The following is a 21,932-nucleotide window of genomic DNA, read 5'->3' as shown; positions in this document are numbered from 1 at the left end:
TTCCTTTTTGGCCATAATATTGTATGGTGAACTGAATGACAAAATAGGGAGTGCATTATGGCAAGCAAGCAACATCGTCTCACCGGCACACAAAGTGCCATTTATCTGATCATCTCAATTACTTTAAATGCCTTGGGTAATGGTATTACCGTTAGTCTCAACTTAGGGAGTGCGTTATGGACGGCCTCAGCGGTTAACTTGAGTCATTTAGTGGGGGGCGATTTAAAGTTACTCTTAATGCTCATTGGCTTTATCGCAATTATCGTCAACATGATTTTATTAGGGGGCATCCAGTGGCGCCGAGCCATCAATAACCTTGTCTTCATGATCCCCTTTAGTATTTTAGTGGGGTATTCCGCTACGATGTTCAATCAGTGGCATTTAGATAACCTGCCCTTGGTCCTGCGCATTGTTTTAGACCTATTTGGTATCGTGATGATCGCCACGGCAGTATCCATTTATCAACGGGTAAACATCTTGTTACATCCCTTAGATGATTTCATGCAGATCATTCGCTTTAAATTCTTCAAAGGCAACGCCCCTATCGCCATGTGGGTAAGCTTTATCCCACCGGTGACTATGTCTTTGATCGCTATTTTCATTTCACATCGGATTTATGCCATCAACATCGGGACCATTTTTTCTTTGTTGTTCCAAGGCAGTTTGGTAGGCTGGGCCGATCGACACGTCTTTAAGACCTTGAAGCACCAGGGCTTAGATAAGCTCATGACCGCAAAACATCAATAATCAACCAGTACCTCGCTAAATGGCGAGGTTTTTTTTGAAATATATTGTTTAAAATACAACTGTTGTAATTGCAACTAAATATGCTATAATAAGACCCCGAGGTGATTGCTTGACAACCGAAAACAACATCACAGCCTTGATTTATACCATTGCTAAACAGCAGACTCAGTGGTTAACCGCCACACTCAAGACATTGAATCTAAATCCCGATCAAGCCAAAGCCCTGGACTTCATTGCCCAGCACCCAAACACCAATCAACAAGCTTTGGCCAAGGCTCTAGGCCGTAGTGCCGCCAGTGCCGCCAACTTGATCAAAGTCTTAGAAAAAAGAACCTTATTAACCCGCCAATTTGGTCAACATAATGAGCGGGACAAACAGTTACAATTGACCGCCCAAGGTAAAACTTTAGTCACCCAAATAAAACAACAATTTCAAGTCCTAGATAGTTTAGCCACCGGTGAGTTTTCAAAAACCCAACGCCAAGCCTTATTAGCCCAACTAACTCAGATTAAACAAAAATTTGATTCATAAGGAGCAACCCATTATGTCACTAACCCCGGAAGAAAGTCGGCAGACCCGTGCAGAACTCAATGCCAACTATCAATTGGCCAATTTATCCCTTGCACAAATTGCCCAGGACTTACAGACCACACCGGCCCATGTCCAAGACGTCCTTAATTTGAATGTCCGCCGCATCGAAGAACCTTGGATCTTAAAAGCCTACTTGGATACTAAAATCAAAGCCGCCGGTGAACAACCCCTGCCCTATTCCCGCTTGGTGGGCAGTCCAACTAAGTATTGGTTTTTAAATAATCGTTTCATTAAAAAGGGCCTATTAGCCTAACAGCAAAGGGCCCCAGACCCAGTTATAAAACCAGGTCTAGGGTCCTTTTGACTAAGCGTACATGACAAATACAGGTAAAACCGCTAAAATATAAATCATTCTTAATAAATTTGGAGGCAATTTAATTTTGAAATTCAAAACTTCAGATGACACTACCCTCAGCTACGACGACCTGGGGGAAGGTACCCCAATTCTTATTTTGACAGGTATCGGTGGCAGCCGCCAAATTTGGCAGTCCCAAGTCAAAACCCTATTAGCAGCGGGCTATCGGGTGATCAATGTGGATGCCCGCAACCAGGGTGCCTCTGAACATACAGCTAAGGGGTTAAGAATATCCCGCCATGCCGTGGATATTCAAGAACTCATCACTTATCTGCAGTTGCCTCAAGTGATTTTACTAGGCAATTCCATGGGTGCAGCCACTTGTTTTGCCTATGTGTCTTTATTTGGTGATCGCCAGCTCAAAGCTATCATTGATGTGGATCAAAGTCCCAAAATGATCAATGATGCCACCTGGCCCTATGGCTATCAAGATTTAACCTGGTCCACTTTTCCAGATTATTTAAAATTACCCATGGGTAAAGCCACTAAAAAACGCATCGCTGATGATTTATTCGCCACAGTCAAAACAGTGGCCCAAAATCATCCCTACGATGCGGATTTAAATTATCCCTTCTTAGTGGATCATGCTTTTCAAGATTGGCGTGATGTGATTCAAGCCTTAAGAATTCCCTTGTTAGTGGTGGCCGGGGCGAATTCTCCCTATTTTAATAGCGACTTCGCCAAAGTGACCGCCGCCATGGCCCCTAAAGGCCAGTCTGCAGTGATTGCCCAATGTGGTCACATTGTCATGGCAGAAATGCCACAAGCCTTCAACCAAACGTTGCTGACTTTCTTAAAAACAGTGGCCTAATTGAAGCCCGCAGCAGCTAGTATACGTTGGGCGATGCTTTCATTCATCACTAAATCGGTGATCATATGCCCCCGCAACGCCCCCAAGGCAGCGTCCGTTTTGAATTTACTTTTGATAACTGCTAACCTTCTTGGGGTAGCTAAGATATTGTCTAAACTGACACCTAGCGTTTTATCGGCCTCCGGTAGTAAAAAATGGCCGCGAATATCATAGGGCCGCCCAAACAAAATACCGGCAATATCACTGAAATCGACCCCTGGAAAAATCTCTTTTTTAGCTTGGGTCCATTGCGGAATAGAGTCAATCGAGGAAACTGTTCCCATGCCGCAAAATAAAAAATCCATCCGATTGGCGGCCGCAAATGTGCGCCTTAAGGCTGGTTCTTGGGGCAAGCCTTCACGAATCGCATCATTGACCACGTATAAGGGTGCCGGGATAGTTAAATAATTAGCTTCAAACTTGGCGGCCGCTTTTTCCACCATGCGGGTCGAACCTGAAGCAGAATTATACTTCATGTTCTCCCCTAGAAATTGGGTAAAAGTCAAGTCATCGCGTAATTCATTATGGAAGTGATCCACTACATCAAAGACTGTGCTGCCCCAAGTGACCCCCACAATGTGGCTTTGTCTTAAGACCAATTGGATTTGCTCCGCTGCAAATTCAATGATACTGCTGCTATCTTGGCCAGGATTATCAGCATCTTTCATAATCGCTACGTGGGGAATGCCAAATTGTTTTTTGACTGCTGTCTCTAATTGGAAGTTGCGGGCCATGGGTGAATTAATTTGAATGGACACCAGCCCCGAAGCCAGCGCTTCATCTAAAGACTTTGTAATCAAATAACGACTGAGCTGGTATTTTTTAGACAGCTCAGTGATTGAAAGCTTGGATAAGTAATAGTCATGGGCAATATGCGCCAATTGATCCTGGTGAATGATACTATCCATAATTGCGCCGCCTCTCAATAGTTTTAAATTCATTATAGCATTAGTCTGATTCAGCGTGCCTTTTAAAATCGGCCCGCTTTTTTTGTACCTGCTAATTTGCTGCACAGAAATTGGGGGTCAACATGGCGCAAGCCACTTTTTAAAATTTGAAAAATATTCATATATTTTTAATGTTTTTTAGGTGTTCTTTTTTAATTTTAAAAAATTAGCCTAATTAATTTACATAATTTAAAAAATGGTGTATGATTCTTCTTGAATAGACATCGTCTTTTAGAAATATCGGTAGGCAAAACTTGCGCTTAGTGAATCATGGTGTTGTTCCCCCTAAGCCAAAAGACTATAATCCTTAGAAAAGACGCCTAACATGCTTGCCTGGCAGGCATCATTCAAGTCATCCCCTGCAGGCGTTTTGAAAATAAGCAAACCCTAAATGAAGCTTAGGGATTATTAGCTTTTAGGAGGAACCATTATCATGGGTGTATTTTTCACGTCTATTCAAAGCGTTGTGGCCATCGTCATTATGATTGCAGTGGGCTATTTAGGTCAGGCCCTGGGCTGGTTTGATGTTAAGTTTTCCGGGTCGTTATCTAAACTGATTATGCAAGTTGCTTTACCAGCGTCAATTTTTATGGCCATGATGAAATACTTCGATCCGGCCAGCTTAGCCAAGTTATCCGCAGGCTTGATTTATACACTCTTATCGATTGTCGTGGGCTACGCCATTGCCTGGCTCGCCATTAAAATCCTCAATGTACCCCGGGGTCGGCGGGGCTTGATGATGACTGCGATCAATGGCGCTAACACAGTCTTCATCGGCATGCCTCTAAATATCGCCTTGTTTGGCGAAGTTTCTGTGCCTTACTTGTTGACCTATTATATCGTCAATACCCTCATCATCTGGACCGTTGGTATATGGGTCATTGCCAGTGATGATCCCACCCTTAGTTCCCAAAACAAGACTAAAACAAAATTGGATTGGCGCCATCTAATTCCGGCCCCACTTTGGGGGTTTATATTGGCCTTGCCTTTTGTTTACATACCAGCGCTAAAGGCTGGCCTAATGAAGCTGACCTTTGCTACAATGGCCTTAACAGATATTGGTGGTTTGGTGACCCCCTTATCTTTGATTTATATCGGGATCATGTTGCGATCTTTTGGGATCTTGAATATGCACTTTGATGGCAATGTTATCTGGACTTTGATTGGGCGTTTTGTAATTTCACCCTTAGTCATGGCTGGGATTATCCTCATTGGCTTTCACACTGGTATTACCATCAATACTGTTTTTCAACAAACCCTGATTATCCAAGCAGCTACGCCGGCCTTAGCCGTCTTACCAATTTTAGCCAATACGTATCATGGCGATGTGAAGTTCGCCACCAATATCGTCGTCTCGACATCGGTCTTATTTATTGTCATTATCCCAGTCATTATGGTGTTGCAAAGTTTATAAAACCGCGATTTGAAGGGGGAATCAATCCACTATGCCAACCGTGGCAACACTCAATTTACAAGATAAAAACACCTTCGCTGATTGGCGAACATTTCTAACCAGCTTAGACATCCATAATTTCCAAGAAAATGAATTAACCACTATTGACCTAACCATCGGTATCTATGATGAGGCTGGCAAGTTAGTAGCCACCGGCTCCATTGCTGGCAACATTTTAAAATACATCGGTGTCTGCAACAAAGACAGCGCCAAAGGCACTTATTTCAATACTATTATTTCCGAATTGATGAATCACTTGGCCCAGCAAGGCATTTTTCACCTTTTTGTTTTCACCAAACTCAAGTATGCCCAAAGCTTTCAACACGTGGGCTTTCATCAATTAGCCCACACCACTGAAGGCGCCTTGCTAGAAACTGGGGATACCAATGTTTCGACCTATGTCCAAAGCATTCCCAGGATTGCTGATCAAGACAAAAAAGCAATCGCCAGTATTGTCATGAACGCCAATCCCTTTACCCTGGGCCACCGCTACCTGGTTGAAACTGCGGCTAAAGCCAATGATTTGGTTTATGTCTTCGTCGTGAATAATGATGTGTCCTTGTTTCCAACGGCAGCTCGGCTTCAACTTGTTCAAGAAGGCACAAGTGATTTAAAAAATGTTCAAGTCGTTAATGGTGCTGATTACATGGTCAGTTATGCCACTTTCCCGGCGTATTTCTTACCTACACCTGATGCAGCCATCAAATATCAAACCACCCTTGATGCGCGAATTTTCAAACATCAAATTGCCCCGGCCCTGAATATTAGAAAGCGCTATCTCGGCAGTGAACCCTTATCCCGCACCACGGATATTTACAACCAAACTTTAAAAAAAGAACTGCCCCCAGAAATTCAGGTGGTGGTCATCCCCCGTTTGACGGGGTCGACAAACCAAGTCATCACGGCCACTCAGGTGCGCCAAGCAATTCGTACTGGGCAGTTGGCTACGATTGAGGCCAGCGTGCCCGCGACTACTTTTACGTTTATCAAAAGCAATTTGCAAAAACTGCAACAACGCATTCAGAAAGGAATGAATATTGATGGAAATTAAGCAAACCGCACTGGCCGGTACTTTGGAATCCTCCGACATTCAGATCATGTTAAGTAAAGGCGCCGATGGGATCAAAATTAATTTAGACTCCGATGTTAAGAAACAATTTGGCACCCAGATCACAGCCGTCATCACTGAAGTCTTGCAAAAATTTGAGATTGAAAACGCCAATGTCAAAGCCGTTGATAAAGGTGCATTGGACTGTGTCATTAAGGCCCGGACCATTGCAGCCGCTCAACGCGCCTTAGGCACAACCGATAAACCAGCATGGGAGGTATTATAGGATGGTGGAAAATACGGAACGTTTACGCCGCACAATGATGTTTGTCCCTGGTAATAATCCAGCCATGGTTAAAGACGCCGGTATTTACGGGGCAGATTCAATTATGTTTGACTTAGAAGACGCGGTGTCCTTAGCTGAAAAAGATGCCGCCCGAGACTTGATTTATGAGGCACTGACCACCGTGGATTACGGTGACGCTGAATTAGTGGTGCGGATCAATGGCTTAGATACCCCTTTTTACGAAAATGATATCCAAGCCATGGTCAAGGCCAAAGTTGATGTCATTCGCTTACCCAAAACTGAATCAGCTGAGATGATCCAGACCTTAGAAACCCTCGTCATCGCGGCTGAAAAGGAATTTGGCATTGAGGTTGGTACCATTCATCTCATGGCAGCCATTGAAAGTGCCAAAGGGGTTTTAAATGCCCCAGAAATTGCGACTGCTTCTGAACGAATGATCGGCATCGCTCTTTCTGCCGAAGATTACACCACTGACATGAAGACCCATCGCTATCCAGATGGCGCTGAATTGGAATTTGCCCGGAACATGGTATTGCATGCCGCCCGGGCAGCAGGGATTGCTGCCTTTGATACGGTATTTACCAACATGGACGATCCTGATGGCTTTTATCGTGAAACTGAACACATTCATCAATTAGGCTTTGATGGTAAATCCTTGGTAAACCCACGGCAAATTGAAATGGTCAACAAAGTCTATGAACCTACCCAAAAAGAAATTGCCACAGCTAAAAATGTGATTACGGCCATTGCTGCCGCTAAAGCTAAAGGTTCAGGCGTGATTGCCATGAATGGTCAAATGGTTGACCGGCCAGTTGTTTTACGGGCACAACGGGTCATGAATTTAGCCAAGGCATCACACTTACTCGATGAGGAGGGCAACTACATTGAAAAATAATGTCAACCGCGAATTACCAGATGATGTAATGACGCAATTAAATTTGAAACCATTTCAAACCACCGAAATCGGTCATCCCACGATTCAAAGAGCTGCGCCGAAGTTAGTGGCCACCACAGGCAGTGATAAACTTAAAGATTCTCTGGCTGAAATTGTCCAAGCCACCGTAAAGGATGGTATGACGATTTCATTCCATCACCATTTCAGAAATGGGGATTTTGTCTTCAACATGGTCATGCGCCTGATCATTGACCAGGGTATCAAGAATTTGACCCTGGCCCCCTCTTCTTTGACCGGGATCATGAACGATTTAGTCATTGAAGCCATTGAAGCGGGTACCGTGACCAACATTACCAGCTCGGGCATGCGGGGAAAATTAGGTGAATTTGTTTCCGCTGGACATTTAGCTAATCCGGTCATTTTCCGATCCCACGGTGGTCGGGCCCGGGCCATTGAAGAAGGGGCTATCAAAATTGATGTGGCTTTCTTAGGGGTCCCTAATGCCGATCGCCTGGGTAATGCCAACGGGATGAATGGGGATGCGGTCTTTGGTTCCTTGGGGTATGCCTTAATGGATGCCCAATATGCCAATAAAGTGGTCTTATTGACGGATAACATCGTCCCTTACCCCAATACCCCAGCGTCCATTAAACAGACCCAAGTGGATTATGTGGTAAAAGTGGATCAAGTGGGCGATCCTGATAAAATCGGTTCCGGGGCAACCCGCTTTACCACTGATCCTAAGGAATTAAAAATTGCCAAAACTGTTAATGAAGTCATTACCAAGTCCCCTTATTTCAAAGAAGACTTCTCTTTTCAAACTGGTTCTGGTGGTGCGGCCTTAGCTGTGACCCGTTATTTACGTCAAGCCATGCTAGATCACAATATCAAGGCTTCCTTTGCCTTAGGAGGCATCACCAAGCCAACTACTGACTTACTCAAAGAAGGGTTAGTTCGTAAAATCATGGACGTGCAAGACTTTGATAGGGGTGCTGCTGAATCCATGCATACCAACGCCAACCAACAAGAAATCGATGCCTCTTGGTATGCTGATCCTTATAACAAAGGCGCCATGGTGGACCAATTGGATGTGGTGATTTTAAGTGCCTTAGAAATTGATACCAAATTCAATGTCAATGTGATGTCCGGTTCTGACGGCGTGATCCGGGGTGCCATTGGCGGTCACCAAGACGCTGCCACGGCCAAAATGACCATTATCAGTGCCCCATTAGTTCGGGGCCGCTTAGCCACCGTCGTGCCCGATGTGACCACTGTGGTGACCCCAGGGGATTCGATCGATGTGTTAGTCACTGAAGTGGGTATTGCCATCAATCCAAAACGTCAAGATCTTATTGCCGCCCTTGAAAATGTACCGGGTATCCCGGTCTTTACCATTGAAGAATTGCAGCAAAAGGCCGCAGCCATCGTTGGCAATGCCCAACCGATAGAATATACCGATAAAACGGTGGCCTTGATTGAATACCGTGATGGGACCATTATCGATGCCATCAAACAAGTCAAAGACTAAACTTAGGGGGGATGAAGATGGTTGATATTTTTACAACGGGTGTCCCCCAGGATATTTTGGCGGTCTTAAACAATCGGGATCAACGGGCAGCGTTACAAGCTCAGCTGTTGCAGCAATACCCCACAGCAACGGTTGTGGCCATTAAGTTAAATATCCCTGGGCCGCTTAAAAATAATGCCCCTTTAAAACAACTGTTTCAAGTGGGCTTCACCCAATTCAACCAAACGTTGACCAGCCAACCCCTTGACAAGATTGCCTGGGATAAACCCACTGGTTGTGAGACTTTTCTCGTATTGACTACCCCCTATTTAGCCGTTAAACAGCTGGCGGTCAACTTCGAAGATGAATTCACCCTAGGCCGCTTGTTTGATATTGATGTGCTCAGTGCCGCCTTTGGTACCCGGGCAATTTCTCGCAGTGACTTGGGGGCTGCTAGCCGGCGTTGTTTCATCTGTGGTCGACCGGCTAAGGATTGTGCCCGCTCTAGGCGCCATTCGGTACCTGAGCTCCAGGCTAAGATCAGTCAAATGTATACAAACTTTTTTAAAACTACCTCGGCTTAAATCAGGGGTCTAAAAAACGTCCGAATCAACGGGCGTTTTTTTTAACTTTAAAATTTTAAACCACTGTTTAAATAGTCCAGCATGCGTTTAGCCACTTCAACATGCAATCGAACCCCATACTTTAAGGCTTCGGGATTAGCAATAAAATCCTCATGGTGTAAATTCGCCTGGCCATGGGAGCCTAGAAAAGCGTAACAACCGGGCACCACTTCTTCAAAGCTGGCAAAATCGTCATCCGCATTGGTAGTCTTGGCCGGAACGACGGTCATAAAGCTTTGAGCCACCTTAGCCACCAATTCCGTCACCTTTTGGTTATTATTCACCGAAGCCGGTCCATGGTCCCATTCAATATCGGCACTTTGGTCAAAACTTTCCGCCGTGCTGATCACGATTTGATTCAACCGCCGCTTGGCTAAAGCCCGACTTTCTGCTGAGAAAGCTCGAATCGTGCCTTTGAAGGTAACTTGATGGGGAATCACATTATTGGCATCTCCCCCCTCGATCGCCCCAATGGTCACCACCAAGCGTTCTTGGGGATCTGTATTGCGACTGACAATGGTCTGCAATGCCATGATAATCGCCGCGGCCGTGACAATAGGGTCCCGACCGGTGTGGGGCATGGCCGCATGGGAGCCCACGCCATTGATGGTCACATTGAAATTGTCATTAGACGCCATTAACTTACCGACTTTGATGCCCACGGTTCCCACGGGGATATAGGGCATATTATGAATCCCAAAAATAGCCGCCACATCTGTCATAGCACCAGATGCAATCAAAGTTTTGGCCCCAGTATGCCGTTCTTCTCCGGGCTCAAAAAGCAGCCGAATGTTACCCTTCAAGGTACTGGCCTGATTTTGCAATTGGGCAGCTGCACCCAATAAAGCCGCTGTATGAAAATCATGCCCACAGGCATGGGCTACATGGGCCACTTTTGAACGATAACTCAGATCAGTTTTTTCAGTAATTGGCAGGGCATCAATATCCGCTCGTAAAGCGATGGTGGGGCCAGGCAACCCCCCCTTGATCTCTGCCACCAAACCTGTGGACAGGCCATAGTTTAATTCCGTGATGCCTAGGCCGGCAATAATCTTGCGGATCTGAGCCGTGGTCCAAAATTCTTCATTAGAAAGTTCTGGATGTTGGTGCAGTGCTTTAAAAAAATTTACCATGGCAATTTCATCAAAACGGATTTCAACATCACTGGATTCACGATTCATCAGCGGACAACTCCTTTACAAATCTGACATTACTTGGGTTGGATATAACGATATTCAGCAATTTGACCAAGTGGTTGGAATTGGAAATGACTGAAACGATCACTTAACAAATAGGCAATGCCAGCTTGATAAACTGGGGCAATGACCGCATCGTCCATCATGGTTTTCTCAGCAGCCTGCAATTTCTTATAACGGGCGGCTGGCTTGGTGGCTAAGGCCCCATTGACCGCCGCAATATCGGCATCATAATCCTTGTTACTATAGTGGGAGAAGTTTAGTTTCTGATCGGTGGTGAACATAAATAATAGCGACATTGGATCTGCATAGTCTGGGACATAGGTCCCAAAGGCAATATCATAATCGCCATTTTGCTCCGTTTGAATGCGCTGTGCCACGGGCATGGCCTTCACACTGATCGTAACTCCCTTCAAATGGCTTTCAATCTGAGATTGCAGATATTGCGACACGTTTTTGGCCTGGTCAGTATCAGCACTCAGCAATTGAATCGTCACGTTCTTGATTCCTAGCTGTTTTTGGGCAAGTTTCCATTCTTTTGCCGCGGCTTTGGGATTATAACTTAATAAATTCCCAGTATCTTTGCGATAGTCTTTGTTGGTCGTCGGATTGGTGGCAAGCCCGGTGGGAACCACCCCATCTAAAGGTTTAGAGCCATCCGCCAAGAAATTATTGGTTAAGCCTTTCTTGTCGTAACTCATGGCCAATGCCCGCCGTAGATGGACATTGGCCGTATTTTTACGTTTGTTATTAATGCTGATATACCCGATGGTTGGCGTTTGCTTTTTATGCAATACTTTTTGACCAGCGTATTTTTGCACATTGTTATCCCCAATGGTGCCATAATCCAATTTACCACTGTCAAATAAATTCATTAAGGTGCCGGTATCTTTAATGACCTGTACATTGACTTGGTTGATTTTCACCGACTTAGCGTCATAATACTTCGAGTTCTTCACCAACTGCCAACTATCATTGGTTCCAGTCCAATTCTTTAAAACAAAAGGCCCGTTGGATAAAGTCGTCGCCGCTGACGTCCCATACTTGTCACCGACTTTAGTGGCAAATTTCTCATTGACGGGCATAAAGTGCGCGTTGGTGAGATACTGCTCAATAAAAGGAATCGGTTGCTCTAAGGTAATTTTAAGGGTATGGCTATCCACCGCTTCGACCCCTAGATCTGAGGTGGGTTTTTGGTTCAAGCGGATGGCCTGACCATTTTTAATAAAGTCAGTCAAACTAGAGCCATTTTTGGGGCTAACTTTACGCTGAAAACCATAAACAAAATCTTGGGCCGTTACAGGATCGCCATTGGTCCAATAGGCTTTTCGCAAGGTGTATGTATAAACCGTCTTAGCACTATTGATTTTGGGTTTGCCAGAAACCATCCCCGGAACAACTTTATTATTGGCATCATAGCGATAAAGCCCTTCATTAATTTGATCAATAGTCTCAGCACTGGAAACGGAAGTGTAGGCGGCAGGATCCAAAGTATCTAGGTTCATATTCGTGGAAGCCTCAAACACTTTTTGCTTCGCAGCGGCGCCCACGGTTCCAGGTGCCAGTACAAAAGGCAATAACAAAACAATCACAAGAATTGGTATGACTTTCTTCATGGTAGTATCCTCCTTAGCTCTGATTAATTTTAAATTAGTTTCTGAAATAACGGTTAAAATATAATTAGAAAATCAGATTAATATAACTATAATAACTGATTTTCAAAAAAGTGCAATGCTTTTATGTCATGAAATATGACTTTTGCAAAATTTGATCGAGTGTATTCAAAAAAGAGCTGTCCCAGCGTTGCTACCATGACGATGACCATAATTTCAAAATCGTCATGTGTAACGCTGTGCAAGCTCTTGATGTTATAAAATACAAAAAATATCGATCTGTCAAACTGCTGCTTAGCAGGTTAAATCCTTATTTTAAGGTGATCGTCACAACACTCTTCGCTGGTAACTTAAGTTGCAGACCAGCCTGGCTCAAAGTCGCTCCGGTATACGCAACTTCTTGAACCACATCAGGTTCCTCAAACGTATTATGGGCGTCCATGGCTTGGGCCGTCAGAATAGTTGCCGTTTGAATAGTTTGATAAGCTTGAATCCCAGTGAAATCAAGTTGGTTAGCTTCATAGGCATCATAATTCACGACTGAAATCGTTAATTCACCGTCTTTTTGTGAAGCTGTGTAAGAGACGTTTTCTGGTACAGCCCCAATACCGCTGATCAACTCGGCATCCATATGTTTTTGATACATGTCAAACACATAATACGTCGGTGTCTTAAGCATCTTGGCCCCATCCGTTAAAATCATGGCCTGTAAGACATTCACCATTTGGGCAATATTGGTCATGTGTACCCGATCAGCATGCTTCTGGAAAATATTCAAGTTAATGGCTGCAACCATGGCATCGCGAATCGTATTTTGTTGTTGTAAGAAACCGGGATTCGTATTCTCAGTGACATCATACCAAGTGCCCCACTCGTCTACGATTAAATCCACTTTATGATCAGGATCGTATTTGTCCATAATTGTTGTGTGCCGCGTGATCAATTCATCCATTTGTTGAGTCTGGCTCATCGTGGCATCCCACTGAGCTTCTGGGAAATCAGTGGCACTGCCTTTGTGTTGCCAGTCATTCGTGGGGATAGTATAGTAGTGCAGGCTCAGGGCATCTAAGTATTTGCCGGCAATTTTCATTACATTATCCGTCCAATTGTAATCATCCTCATTGGGCCCACAAGCAACTTTATAAATTGGCTGATCCTTGTCATACTGAGGTAAAAAAGTTTGGTACTGGCGATAAACGTCAGCATAATATGTCGGCCGCATATTGCCACCGCCACCCCAGGATTCGTTGCCAATTCCAAAAAACTTCAGTGGCCAAGGTTCTTGACGACCATTCTCTTGACGCAACTTAGACATTGGTGATTCGCCGGCCATGGTCATATATTCCACCCACTCAGCCATTTCTTGAACGGTACCGCTACCAATATTGGCGTTAATATAAGCATCTGCGCCGAGTTGGCGTAATAATTCAAAATATTCATGGGTGCCAAAGGAATTATCTTCAGTGACATCACCCCAATTGGTATTGACAATTTTCTTCCGAGTGGCTTTAGAGCCGATGCCATCTTGCCAATGATAGGTATCTGCAAATAAGCCGCCAGGCCATCTTAAAACAGGGACATGAATGGCCTTTAAGGCAGCCACCACATCACGACGCATACCGTTAACGTTTGGAATATCGGAATCCTCACCGACATATAAACCGCCATAAATACCATGGCCTAGGTGTTCTGAAAATTGCCCGTAAATATATTTGCTGATTTTTGGGCCTTTTTTTTGAAGCAATAGTTCGATCGACATAAAATCCTACCCTTCTTGGTCAACACAAACATATGATACTATAAACATTATTAACAAAGCATCATAATGCAACTAATTAATATTTATAATGTTAATATAGCGTTTTCAGAACCAAAAGTAAACAACGTTTCCGATATATTTCGAATTAAATTTAGCATTATAACATTTACTACTACAATCTTTGCTTATTCTTTAAATTAATAGCTTATATAATAATATAAACATTACGTTGATACCTTTTTGATGGGTTAACCAGCGCCTAATCATCCCCCATCAAACAACGCGATATAGCCAGCCCTAAGATTTCATGATTTAAAATACGTTATAATAAATCTAATCCTAGAAAGTGAGGTCTTAAAAAATATGAAATATCGCACATTAGGTAAAACTGGTTTCAATATCAGTGAGGTTTCCTTGGGGACTTGGCAATTGGGCGCTAAGTGGGGCGATCCCTTTGATCCCAAAGATGCCCGGAAAACTTTAGAAGCAGCCTTTGCTGCTGGCGTCAATTTCTTTGATACTGCCGATATTTATCAAGATGGTCAAAGTGAACACGCCATTGGAGAATTCATCAAAGATAAAGCGGATAAAGTCTTTGTTTCCACGAAAATCGGTCGTAAGCTACCTACCCAAACAGCGGCTGGTTATACGGATGCTAATATCGAAAAATGGATCGATGCTTGTCTGCAAAATCAAGGGGTGAATAGCTTAGATAATGTCTTGTTGCACAGCCCAGATTTTGAATCTTATTACACTCCCAGCATCTTTTTCAAACTAGATGCCCTGCAGAAAGCTGGTAAAATCAAAAACTATGGCGTCAGCGTTGAAAAAGTGGAGCAAGGGATCAAAGCCCTAGATTACAACATCGGTTCCGTAGAAATTATTTTCAACATGTTTCGCCTGCGGCCCAGCCGCTTATTCTTCAAACTAGCCCAAGCCCATAATGTGGGTATTTTGGCCCGAGTCCCACTGGCCTCTGGGTTATTGACCGGTAAATATACCTTGGGCACCAAATTTGGTGCCCAAGATCACCGGACCACCAACCGTCATGGGGAAGAATTTGATAAGGGCGAAACGTTCTCTGGGGTCGATTATGCCACGGGTATTAAAGCCGCCGATGAACTAAAAACTGAACTTGGGACAGACAACTTGGCGGCCGCTGCCCTCAGATATATTTTAATGTATGATGCCGTGACCAGTGTCATTCCTGGGGCCAGCAATCCTGAACAGATCCAGCGGAACACCACGGCAGCGGACTTGCCCGCCTTTACCAAAGCTCAAATGGCCGTGGTCAATCGGGTGTATAACGACTATATCAAAAACCCAGTTGAATATTTGTGGTAAAAAGTATTTGACATTTAATTCTAATTAATCTATCATATCAGGTATCATAATTCGTCCTTAAACCGATGAAGTGGAGATCAAGGTCAACCTGCCCGCCAAGAGAGTCGCCGATGCTGAGAGTGCGATCGTACGCAGTTAACTAAATGGACCACTGAGGGTTTTCCAAAAAGAGCTTGCTCGAGTCCGGAAAAACGTGATGGCATACGTCAGTTGTCTGAGGAGTGTTAGCTCCTTGTAAGGGTGATGTCTCAGGATACCTGGCACTAGTCGCCATATCTGGACATCGAACTAAGGTGGCACCGCGGTTAATACCGTCCTTAACTTAATTGTTTAAGGGCGGTTTTTTTGTACGCAAATGTCACATAAAGAAGGTTAACCATGTCAATAACATTAGAACGATGGCACCCATTTTTAATTTTATAAGTGTTAAAACTCATAATTGAAAGGTGATCGTCATGAAATCCACAACTCAAAAATTTACAGCAATGCCCGTCTTCATCAAATTTAAGTATCCCAACTTTAATGGGGCCACGGTGGTCAATCAATTACGCCACAATGGCTTTGATGCCAATATGATCAAATTCAATGCCAAAGAACGGGCAACCGATTTTTATTATATTAGCCTCCACGAGCGCTTCAACTTAACCTTAAAAGACCATCAGCTGACCAAGACCAGCGGTGCCCACACAGAGATCCTGCAGGCCACTTTAAAAGAAGTCATTGATCAAACCCTGGCTGCCAATACCAGCCCCGTCGTGTCAGAATTACCCCCTTTTATCGGCGGATTCTTAGGTTATTTTGGTTATGATTACGCCCGTTATGCTAACCCCGTCTTACCCCAGCATCCCAAGGATCCCTACGACCTAAACGATGCCGACCTGAGTTTTGTGGATCAAATTTTAACCTTTGATCATCATCAACAAACCGCTTATTTAATCCAGTTGGTATCAATTGAAGATTATGAAACGCAAAAAGTCGGTATTATCCAGCAATTGGAACAATTAAAGACCCAATTGTTGACCATGCCGCAAATCCTGCCGCCGACCTTTAAACTCACCCAGCCTTTTCAGATGTATTTCGATCATGACAGTTTCGAAAAACGGGTGAATTTGGCCAAACAACATGTTTACGATGGGGATATTTTCCAATTGATCCTAGCAAACCAGCAACATGCCAAAATGGCTGGTAGTCTACTGGGGATTGGCAAAGATTTCTTCAAGAAAAACCCCACCCCCTATCAATTCTATTACAAGCATGGGGACTATGAAGCCATCGGGGCCTCCCCAGAAACCCTCGTTACCAAGTTAGGGGACACCCTCTTCACCTATCCCCTGGCCGGTACCCGGCGCCGGGGTCATACTGAAGCTGAAGAAGCCAAGTTTATGCAGGAACTGCGCACCGACCCCAAAGAGATTTCCGAACACAATATGTTGGTAGACTTGGGCCGCAATGATTTAGGCCGGGTCAGCGCCTTCGGTACCGTCAAGGTCACCCGGCTGCGGGAATTATTGAAATTTGCCCAAGTCATGCACATTGGCTCCACCATTGAAAGCCAAGTGGACCCCAGCAAATCCAGCATGGCTATCGTGGCTGCCCTGATGCCCGCTGGCACTTTATCGGGAGCCCCTAAGATGAAAGCCATGAGCTTGATCAACGAACTGGAAGACCAAAAACGGGGTCTATATGGCGGCTGCTTAGGCTATCTCAGTACCACCGGCGATTTAGATCTTTGTATCGGCATACGCTTAGCCTACCGCAAGGGTGACGACTTATTCGTGCACTCCGGGGCCGGTATTGTGGCCGATAGTGAACCAGACAAAGAATATTTGGAATTTAACAATAAAGCCCGGGCCATCATGTTGGCTTTGGACCCGCAAACAACAGGAGGAAAAACCTATGTTAACAATCGTGGATAACTATGATAGCTTCACTTATAATCTTTACCAATTGGTGGGTCAATTAACGACTGAGGAAATTCAAGTCATCAAAAATGATGAACTCAGTGTTCAGGGTTTAAAAGACTTAAATCCCGATCGCCTGTTGTTTTCCCCGGGCCCCGGCAATCCTGATGAGGCCGGCAATATGTTAGCCTACTTGGATGCCTTTATCGGCCAGATTCCAATCTTAGGGGTTTGTTTAGGCCATCAAGCCATCGGCGAAGTCTATGGTGGCCAAGTGGTCCACAGTCCTAAATTGATGCACGGCAAAGCCAGTACCATTTATCAAGTGGCCCCAAGCCCACTGTTTGACGCCTGCCCAGCAACCTTTGCCGGGGCCCGCTATCATTCCTTGACCCTGGCCAATTTACCCGCTGAACTAACAGTGACGGCCACCACCCAAAGTGGCGAGATCATGGCCGTGGCTGATGCCAAACGCCAAGTCTACGGGGTCCAATTCCATCCGGAATCTATCTTAACCACCGCCAGTGTGGGCCGCCAATTGATTCAAAACTTCGTTAAGTTACCAAAACCCACCGCCATCGCTTTGGCTTAAACAAACGCAAAGAACCGACATCAGTCAATAATCGACCGGTGTCGGTTCTTTGCGTTATGGCTCAATCTTCGTGATGGTCGTCAATCTTCTTAGAAATCTTAAAGCTGTCGACTTTAAAATCCCCATCTGATTTTTTGACATTCCCGGTATATTGATATTCCTGGACATGGGAACCATCAATGTGGGCATTATCAAATCTAAACTTCACGTTAAAAATAATCAGTGCATTGTTGCGTTCAATGGGATAAACATGTTTAAAATCCGTGGTGATCATCACCGAATTAATATTTTTATCATCGCGATAACTCTTACCCATGGCTAATAACGCCGCACAATCCTTATTATCACTGCCACCGATAAAATTCTTAATGATACTCTCACGACTGTAACTGGAATCAAAATCACTTAAAGTATTCAAATTTCCAAAAATACTCGTGATCAAGCTGTCCGCTGCCCCGTGGCTGATCACCCCAGGATAAGCCACAGCCAGTTCGGCCCCATCAGACAAATCACTGACTTTTTGGGACCGGGATTGTACCTTTTGACCATTGGCGGTGAAAACTTGGTAATATTCAGCACTATTGGTCACCGGATATTTTGAAATAGCCAACTGGCCGTCATCAGCAATACTCCCGGCCTTATGACCGCCCACATAGACCTCCGCCCCGGGATAACCTAGCGCGGTAAAAGAAACTGTCTTAAAGGACAAATCAATCGGCTGGGTATCCTCAGTGGTCAGGGTATAGTTGCCGGAAGCCTGGACATGTTGGCCACTAATTTGCGCACTGGCTTTAATGGTATACTCCCCGGGTATCAATGGCCCCACGGTTTGATCTTGGGTGCCGGCCTTAAAGCCGGCAATGGGCAAGCCATTGGCCGTCACCGTTGTATTGGCGGTATTGGTAGTGATTTTTGGATGCACCCCAGTGACTTGGAGCCCATATTTAGGGAAAATCAAGAAATGGCGCCCAATCTTGGTAAAATTCAAGGTGGTACTATTATCAAGGCCAGCACTATCGGTCAGCGCCACTGTTTGTAAATGATCCAGCTCAGCTAAATGGTCTTGATAATAGGTTATTAATGGTTTGACCGTGGTGGCGGTCACTTTTAAGTTGGGATCAGTGGTCCCCACATATTGGCTCACCGTGTCATTATCCCCAGCTCGAACAGCTTTGATCAAGCGCGCCGCTTGATTAGTGGGACTGTAATAATTACTGCCCCAGACATAACCGCCGATCAACATCACAATGCCGGCAATGATGGCCCCTAAGATAACTTTTTGGCGTTTAGACCAGGGCTTTTTGGGGGACACTGCCGCCGGATTTGGCCGGGGGGCCGGCGCTGGTTGAGGATTAGCGGGTTTTGAGGTGGCTTGAAAACTGGCTAAATCATAACCACAATAAGGACAAAACTTATCGTTACTGGAGACAGGTTTCCCACAATTAGGGCAAAAAATTTGATCGCTCATCTAAAATTCCCCCTAGTCTGCTGGCGTCCAGCGAATCTTCAAGTGGGTCTCAATTAGATCTCCATCGTCAAAGGCAAAGGGCTCAGTGACACTGGTTTGGCCATCACTTGAAAATTGCACGTTCAAGATATCCCCATCCCGATACACCACCCGATAAGTCCCGTTGCTGGTTTGACCATTGGAAATACTGCTGTAAGTCCCATCCCCATTAAATTGGAAACTTTGGGCCCCAGAATGCCAAGCCCCCACTAAACCGTCCGTACTATCATTGCTATTGCGTAACGACGGATCACTGGGATAGTCAAAGCCCGTGTGATTGGTACTATTGTTATCCGCATTGCGTCGCGACTGGGCTTGGGAACTACTAGCGGCAGCTTGACTTTCGGCAGCAGCCGCATCAGCTTTAGACTGGGCGGCGGCTTTTTCAGCATCACTTTCTTTATCCGTTTTCGCTAATAAATCGTCTAACGCATCTTTTTTAGACTTCGTGGTCTTGGTTTTAACCGATAAATCAGCATTAGTAGAACTACTGGCCAATAAATTCACCGTCATAGATTTATTGGTGGCACTATCCCTATTTTTACCATCCACCCGCAAGGTGTAGCTGCCAGGCAATTGGGCTTCAAGACTATAAGGATTACTACCTTTGCTGGCCACATCTTGACCATTGAGCTTGAAGGCCGGGTTGGTCAAATTCGTTTTCACCTGAATCGTGGCCGTTTTTAACATCACTTGGTATTTGGGAAATACCACAAAGTAATGCCCAGTTTGGACCACTTTGACCAGATCACTTTTAGACGTGCCTTCTACTAAGGCCCGCATGGCTTGTTGGGTACCTGCTTTGGCCTTGTAGAGATTCACTAAAGGCGCCAAGCGCTGGCTTAAAATCGGCTGTTGTTGGGCGTCCACCGTGGCTTTGGCTACTTCATCGGGCACACTGCTGGTCACTTGGTCAGCAAGACGGGCAGTCTGATGGCCCTTGGAGTAATACCAAGAACCCCCAATGAAGGCCAAAAGTAATAGCGCCACGACAATCCCGCCGCTGACCAACAGCCAGAAACGTTTTTTGCCCGGTTGCTTGGGCGGGGTCGCCCGGGGCGCTTGGGGCTTAGCTGGCGCGGCCTGGGCAGTCGTTGGTGCGGGTTCAGGTTGTTGGTGACTGGTTGGTTGCCCGGTTGGTTCACCAGATGTTGGTGCCGTCGACTTGGCCAGGCGCGCCGGCCGTAAATCAAAGCCACACTCTGGACAAAATATATCTTCAGGTTTTATCTTAGCCCCGCAATTTGGGCAAAATTTCAATTCATTCATATGTATCCCCACTGCTTTCTAAAACGTATACAAATGTGATCAAGTGTGGTCACATCCGGTCTATAACACTACTTCAGATTTAGACCGTTAAGTTACGTTTTTCGTCGATTTCGTAAACGCCGATATCCCCCCGCCTGAACAAGTCAGTTGGGACAGTGACCGACTAGAAAATCATCAATGAACGGTTACTCGTTCCGGCGAAAGCCCCGCCGCATACGCAATTAAATTTTGAACCGCGTTCTCATCACGATTCATGACCATACCACACTCGTAACAACGGTAAGTGTCATGATCGTGGTAGATACTGTCGCCTCGAAGGGTCATCTTGCCGCCATGACTGTCGGCAGTCTTGATAAAACCACAGTTTGAACAACGCTGGGTGGACGGAAAGAAACGGTCCGCGATCACCACATGCCGATGCTGCCAAGCAGCCTTATACTCGATCGCCGTGCGCAGGCGGCGAAAGAGACTGCGCTGCAGGTTTTTGACCTTATTCTTGGCCATTTTCATGCTACGAACGTTGAGGTCCTCTATGCAGAGGACGGCATAACTTTGGGTGATTTGCTGGCTAAACTTGTGAATCAGATCATCCTGTAAAGCATTAATCTTTTGATAAGTCCGGTTCAGCTTAGCTTGAATCCGTTGGTAGTTCTTGGACCGGAAATGCCTAGGATTATCCCGCCGTTTCCGCGCCAAACGTTTTTGATAAACCTTGATCCGCTGATGCAGCACTGCCATACGTGGGGTAAAGGTATTTACTTCGCCATCATTCCAGTTTATATGTCCTACGTTGAGATCAATGCCAGCTATATCCCAACTTTCGTAAAAAGCCGGCCGTGGCATATCTGCGACTGAAACGGCGATGCTGGCGTAGAACTTGTCCCCGCGCTTGGTTATCGTCACGGTTTTGATGGCGCCAGAAAAACGCAAAGTTTCAGCCAACTTGATAGCGGTGAAGCGGTGCTTACTCCCATGAGGCCGATCCAGTGTCAGGAATTTGCCATTAACCGTTGCCCGGTCCGTTGTGAAACTCTGTTTCGGGTCTCGCTTACTGTGAAATTTGGGCTTGCGGGCATCCGGCATGTTGGGATTGAAGAAATTCTGCCAGGCTTGACGAAGACGATGGATGGCAGTTTGGAGCACGCGGGCGGACCGCTGATACTGCCAGTCAGCTTTGTTCTGCACTAACTCGTTGCGTACACTGCGCTCACTAGGTCGTATTTTCTTATCATTCATGATGAGAGACGCTTCATACATGTCATTCCATGTTGCTAAGCCCTGGTTCCAACAGAAACGATTGTAGTCCATCAGTTCGGCGATAACAGTACGCATTTCAGCATTTGGGTAACATCTGATTTTGTGAGTTTTGACAGGCATTCGATCCACCTCCTTATGCTCTAAGGATATCGTATCGAATGTGCGTTTGT

General features: G+C 45.2%; 20 protein-coding genes. 13 read left to right on the top strand and 7 right to left on the bottom strand.

Annotated features, from left to right (window positions below; all coding sequences use genetic code 11):
- Positions 1 to 57 precede the first annotated feature (57 nt).
- From FC83_RS15750 to FC83_RS15735, 4 genes are all read left to right on the top strand, one after another.
- Positions 58 to 747, top strand: a complete 690-nt coding sequence (locus FC83_RS15750) for a DUF6198 family protein (protein ID WP_035451498.1) — start codon at positions 58 to 60, stop codon at positions 745 to 747.
- Positions 748 to 856: 109 nt separating this feature from the next.
- Entirely contained in the window at positions 857 to 1,279 is a 423-nt protein-coding gene (locus FC83_RS15745) for a MarR family winged helix-turn-helix transcriptional regulator (RefSeq protein ID WP_035451495.1), read from the top strand.
- Positions 1,280 to 1,292: 13 nt separating this feature from the next.
- The gene (locus FC83_RS15740; RefSeq protein ID WP_035451493.1) at positions 1,293 to 1,592 is read left to right on the top strand and encodes a DUF2316 family protein; all 300 of its coding nucleotides are present in this window, start codon (positions 1,293 to 1,295) and stop codon (positions 1,590 to 1,592) included.
- A 127-nt stretch (positions 1,593 to 1,719) separates the two neighbouring features.
- Complete coding sequence (locus FC83_RS15735; protein WP_057002997.1) at positions 1,720 to 2,505, top strand: alpha/beta fold hydrolase; 786 nt, start codon at positions 1,720 to 1,722, stop codon at positions 2,503 to 2,505.
- On the opposite strand, the gene FC83_RS15730 is transcribed toward FC83_RS15735, so the two are convergent.
- Positions 2,502 to 3,452, bottom strand: a complete 951-nt coding sequence (locus tag FC83_RS15730) for a sugar-binding transcriptional regulator (RefSeq protein ID WP_035451490.1) — start codon at positions 3,450 to 3,452, stop codon at positions 2,502 to 2,504. The genes FC83_RS15735 and FC83_RS15730 overlap by 4 nt on opposite strands.
- Positions 3,453 to 3,924: 472 nt before the next feature.
- Here FC83_RS15730 and FC83_RS15725 point away from each other — a divergent pair, with 472 nt between their 5' ends.
- Genes FC83_RS15725 through citX form a run of 6 tightly spaced genes read left to right on the top strand, consistent with a single transcriptional unit; the run spans position 3,925 to position 9,285 of the window.
- Complete coding sequence (locus FC83_RS15725) at positions 3,925 to 4,905, top strand: AEC family transporter (protein WP_057002996.1); 981 nt, start codon at positions 3,925 to 3,927, stop codon at positions 4,903 to 4,905.
- A 31-nt stretch (positions 4,906 to 4,936) separates the two neighbouring features.
- Positions 4,937 to 5,995, top strand: coding sequence for a [citrate (pro-3S)-lyase] ligase (gene citC / locus FC83_RS15720; protein WP_057002995.1), 1,059 nt, complete (start codon positions 4,937 to 4,939; stop codon positions 5,993 to 5,995).
- Positions 5,985 to 6,278 (top strand): citrate lyase acyl carrier protein, encoded by a 294-nt coding sequence (gene citD, locus FC83_RS15715; protein WP_035451488.1) that lies wholly within the window; start codon positions 5,985 to 5,987, stop codon positions 6,276 to 6,278. The genes citC and citD overlap by 11 nt, the downstream gene beginning before the upstream one ends.
- 1 nt (position 6,279) lies before the next feature.
- Positions 6,280 to 7,194 (top strand): citrate (pro-3S)-lyase subunit beta, encoded by a 915-nt coding sequence (gene citE, locus FC83_RS15710; protein ID WP_035451486.1) that lies wholly within the window; start codon positions 6,280 to 6,282, stop codon positions 7,192 to 7,194.
- On the top strand, positions 7,184 to 8,722 hold the full coding sequence (citF, locus tag FC83_RS15705; RefSeq protein WP_035451484.1) for a citrate lyase subunit alpha: 1,539 nt from the start codon (positions 7,184 to 7,186) through the stop codon (positions 8,720 to 8,722). The genes citE and citF overlap by 11 nt, the downstream gene beginning before the upstream one ends.
- A 17-nt stretch (positions 8,723 to 8,739) precedes the next feature.
- Positions 8,740 to 9,285, top strand: a complete 546-nt coding sequence (citX, locus tag FC83_RS15700; RefSeq protein ID WP_052004503.1) for a citrate lyase holo-[acyl-carrier protein] synthase — start codon at positions 8,740 to 8,742, stop codon at positions 9,283 to 9,285.
- A 47-nt stretch (positions 9,286 to 9,332) separates the two neighbouring features.
- Here citX and FC83_RS15695 read toward each other — a convergent pair whose 3' ends face one another.
- The 3 genes from FC83_RS15695 to FC83_RS15685 all read right to left on the bottom strand — a co-directional run bounded on the left by FC83_RS15695 (position 9,333) and on the right by FC83_RS15685 (position 13,892).
- Positions 9,333 to 10,505 carry a M20 metallopeptidase family protein gene (locus FC83_RS15695; RefSeq protein ID WP_035451479.1) on the bottom strand — a complete coding sequence of 391 codons (1,173 nt, stop codon included), beginning with the start codon at positions 10,503 to 10,505 and terminating at the stop codon, positions 9,333 to 9,335.
- A 29-nt stretch (positions 10,506 to 10,534) separates the two neighbouring features.
- Positions 10,535 to 12,136, bottom strand: coding sequence for a peptide ABC transporter substrate-binding protein (locus FC83_RS15690; RefSeq protein ID WP_035451477.1), 1,602 nt, complete (start codon positions 12,134 to 12,136; stop codon positions 10,535 to 10,537).
- Between the two features lie 307 nt (positions 12,137 to 12,443).
- The gene (locus FC83_RS15685; protein ID WP_035451475.1) at positions 12,444 to 13,892 is read right to left on the bottom strand and encodes an alpha-N-arabinofuranosidase; all 1,449 of its coding nucleotides are present in this window, start codon (positions 13,890 to 13,892) and stop codon (positions 12,444 to 12,446) included.
- A 363-nt stretch (positions 13,893 to 14,255) separates the two neighbouring features.
- Here FC83_RS15685 and FC83_RS15680 point away from each other — a divergent pair, with 363 nt between their 5' ends.
- From FC83_RS15680 to FC83_RS15670, 3 genes are all read left to right on the top strand, one after another.
- The gene (locus tag FC83_RS15680; protein WP_035451473.1) at positions 14,256 to 15,236 is read left to right on the top strand and encodes an aldo/keto reductase; all 981 of its coding nucleotides are present in this window, start codon (positions 14,256 to 14,258) and stop codon (positions 15,234 to 15,236) included.
- A gap of 455 nt (positions 15,237 to 15,691) precedes the next feature.
- The gene (locus tag FC83_RS15675) at positions 15,692 to 17,152 is read left to right on the top strand and encodes an anthranilate synthase component I family protein (protein WP_057002994.1); all 1,461 of its coding nucleotides are present in this window, start codon (positions 15,692 to 15,694) and stop codon (positions 17,150 to 17,152) included.
- The gene (locus FC83_RS15670) at positions 17,133 to 17,729 is read left to right on the top strand and encodes an anthranilate synthase component II (protein WP_057002993.1); all 597 of its coding nucleotides are present in this window, start codon (positions 17,133 to 17,135) and stop codon (positions 17,727 to 17,729) included. Before FC83_RS15675 ends, FC83_RS15670 begins: the two co-directional genes overlap by 20 nt.
- A gap of 61 nt (positions 17,730 to 17,790) precedes the next feature.
- On the opposite strand, the gene FC83_RS15665 is transcribed toward FC83_RS15670, so the two are convergent.
- The 3 genes from FC83_RS15665 to FC83_RS15655 all read right to left on the bottom strand — a co-directional run bounded on the left by FC83_RS15665 (position 17,791) and on the right by FC83_RS15655 (position 21,882).
- Positions 17,791 to 19,197, bottom strand: a complete 1,407-nt coding sequence (locus FC83_RS15665) for a zinc ribbon domain-containing protein (protein ID WP_057002992.1) — start codon at positions 19,195 to 19,197, stop codon at positions 17,791 to 17,793.
- Between the two features lie 12 nt (positions 19,198 to 19,209).
- Complete coding sequence (locus tag FC83_RS15660) at positions 19,210 to 20,505, bottom strand: zinc-ribbon domain-containing protein (protein WP_035451463.1); 1,296 nt, start codon at positions 20,503 to 20,505, stop codon at positions 19,210 to 19,212.
- A gap of 174 nt (positions 20,506 to 20,679) precedes the next feature.
- Positions 20,680 to 21,882: an RNA-guided endonuclease InsQ/TnpB family protein gene (locus tag FC83_RS15655; RefSeq protein ID WP_052004502.1), complete on the bottom strand. Its 1,203-nt coding sequence runs from the start codon at positions 21,880 to 21,882 to the stop codon at positions 20,680 to 20,682.
- Between the last annotated feature and the right edge of the window lie 50 nt (positions 21,883 to 21,932).

This window comes from Agrilactobacillus composti DSM 18527 = JCM 14202 (genome assembly GCF_001436375.1).
Lineage (GTDB): Bacteria > Bacillota > Bacilli > Lactobacillales > Lactobacillaceae > Agrilactobacillus > Agrilactobacillus composti.
This window is presented reverse-complemented; position numbering and strand designations above follow the sequence as displayed.

Excerpts from the sequence above, each read along its gene's own strand:
- citD (WP_035451488.1), top strand. The coding sequence starts at position 5,985 with ATGGAAATTAAGCAAACCGCACTGGCCGGTACTTTGGAATCCTCCGAC.
- FC83_RS15655 (WP_052004502.1), bottom strand. The coding sequence starts at position 21,882 with ATGCCTGTCAAAACTCACAAAATCAGATGTTACCCAAATGCTGAAATG.
- FC83_RS15725 (WP_057002996.1), top strand. The coding sequence starts at position 3,925 with ATGGGTGTATTTTTCACGTCTATTCAAAGCGTTGTGGCCATCGTCATT.
- FC83_RS15750 (WP_035451498.1), top strand. The coding sequence starts at position 58 with ATGGCAAGCAAGCAACATCGTCTCACCGGCACACAAAGTGCCATTTAT.
- FC83_RS15660 (WP_035451463.1), bottom strand. The coding sequence starts at position 20,505 with ATGAATGAATTGAAATTTTGCCCAAATTGCGGGGCTAAGATAAAACCT.
- FC83_RS15730 (WP_035451490.1), bottom strand. The coding sequence starts at position 3,452 with ATGGATAGTATCATTCACCAGGATCAATTGGCGCATATTGCCCATGAC.
- FC83_RS15675 (WP_057002994.1), top strand. The coding sequence starts at position 15,692 with ATGAAATCCACAACTCAAAAATTTACAGCAATGCCCGTCTTCATCAAA.
- FC83_RS15665 (WP_057002992.1), bottom strand. The coding sequence starts at position 19,197 with ATGAGCGATCAAATTTTTTGCCCTAATTGTGGGAAACCTGTCTCCAGT.
- FC83_RS15685 (WP_035451475.1), bottom strand. The coding sequence starts at position 13,892 with ATGTCGATCGAACTATTGCTTCAAAAAAAAGGCCCAAAAATCAGCAAA.
- citC (WP_057002995.1), top strand. The coding sequence starts at position 4,937 with ATGCCAACCGTGGCAACACTCAATTTACAAGATAAAAACACCTTCGCT.
- FC83_RS15695 (WP_035451479.1), bottom strand. The coding sequence starts at position 10,505 with ATGAATCGTGAATCCAGTGATGTTGAAATCCGTTTTGATGAAATTGCC.
- citX (WP_052004503.1), top strand. The coding sequence starts at position 8,740 with ATGGTTGATATTTTTACAACGGGTGTCCCCCAGGATATTTTGGCGGTC.
- FC83_RS15740 (WP_035451493.1), top strand. The coding sequence starts at position 1,293 with ATGTCACTAACCCCGGAAGAAAGTCGGCAGACCCGTGCAGAACTCAAT.
- FC83_RS15690 (WP_035451477.1), bottom strand. The coding sequence starts at position 12,136 with ATGAAGAAAGTCATACCAATTCTTGTGATTGTTTTGTTATTGCCTTTT.
- citE (WP_035451486.1), top strand. The coding sequence starts at position 6,280 with ATGGTGGAAAATACGGAACGTTTACGCCGCACAATGATGTTTGTCCCT.
- FC83_RS15670 (WP_057002993.1), top strand. The coding sequence starts at position 17,133 with ATGTTAACAATCGTGGATAACTATGATAGCTTCACTTATAATCTTTAC.
- FC83_RS15680 (WP_035451473.1), top strand. The coding sequence starts at position 14,256 with ATGAAATATCGCACATTAGGTAAAACTGGTTTCAATATCAGTGAGGTT.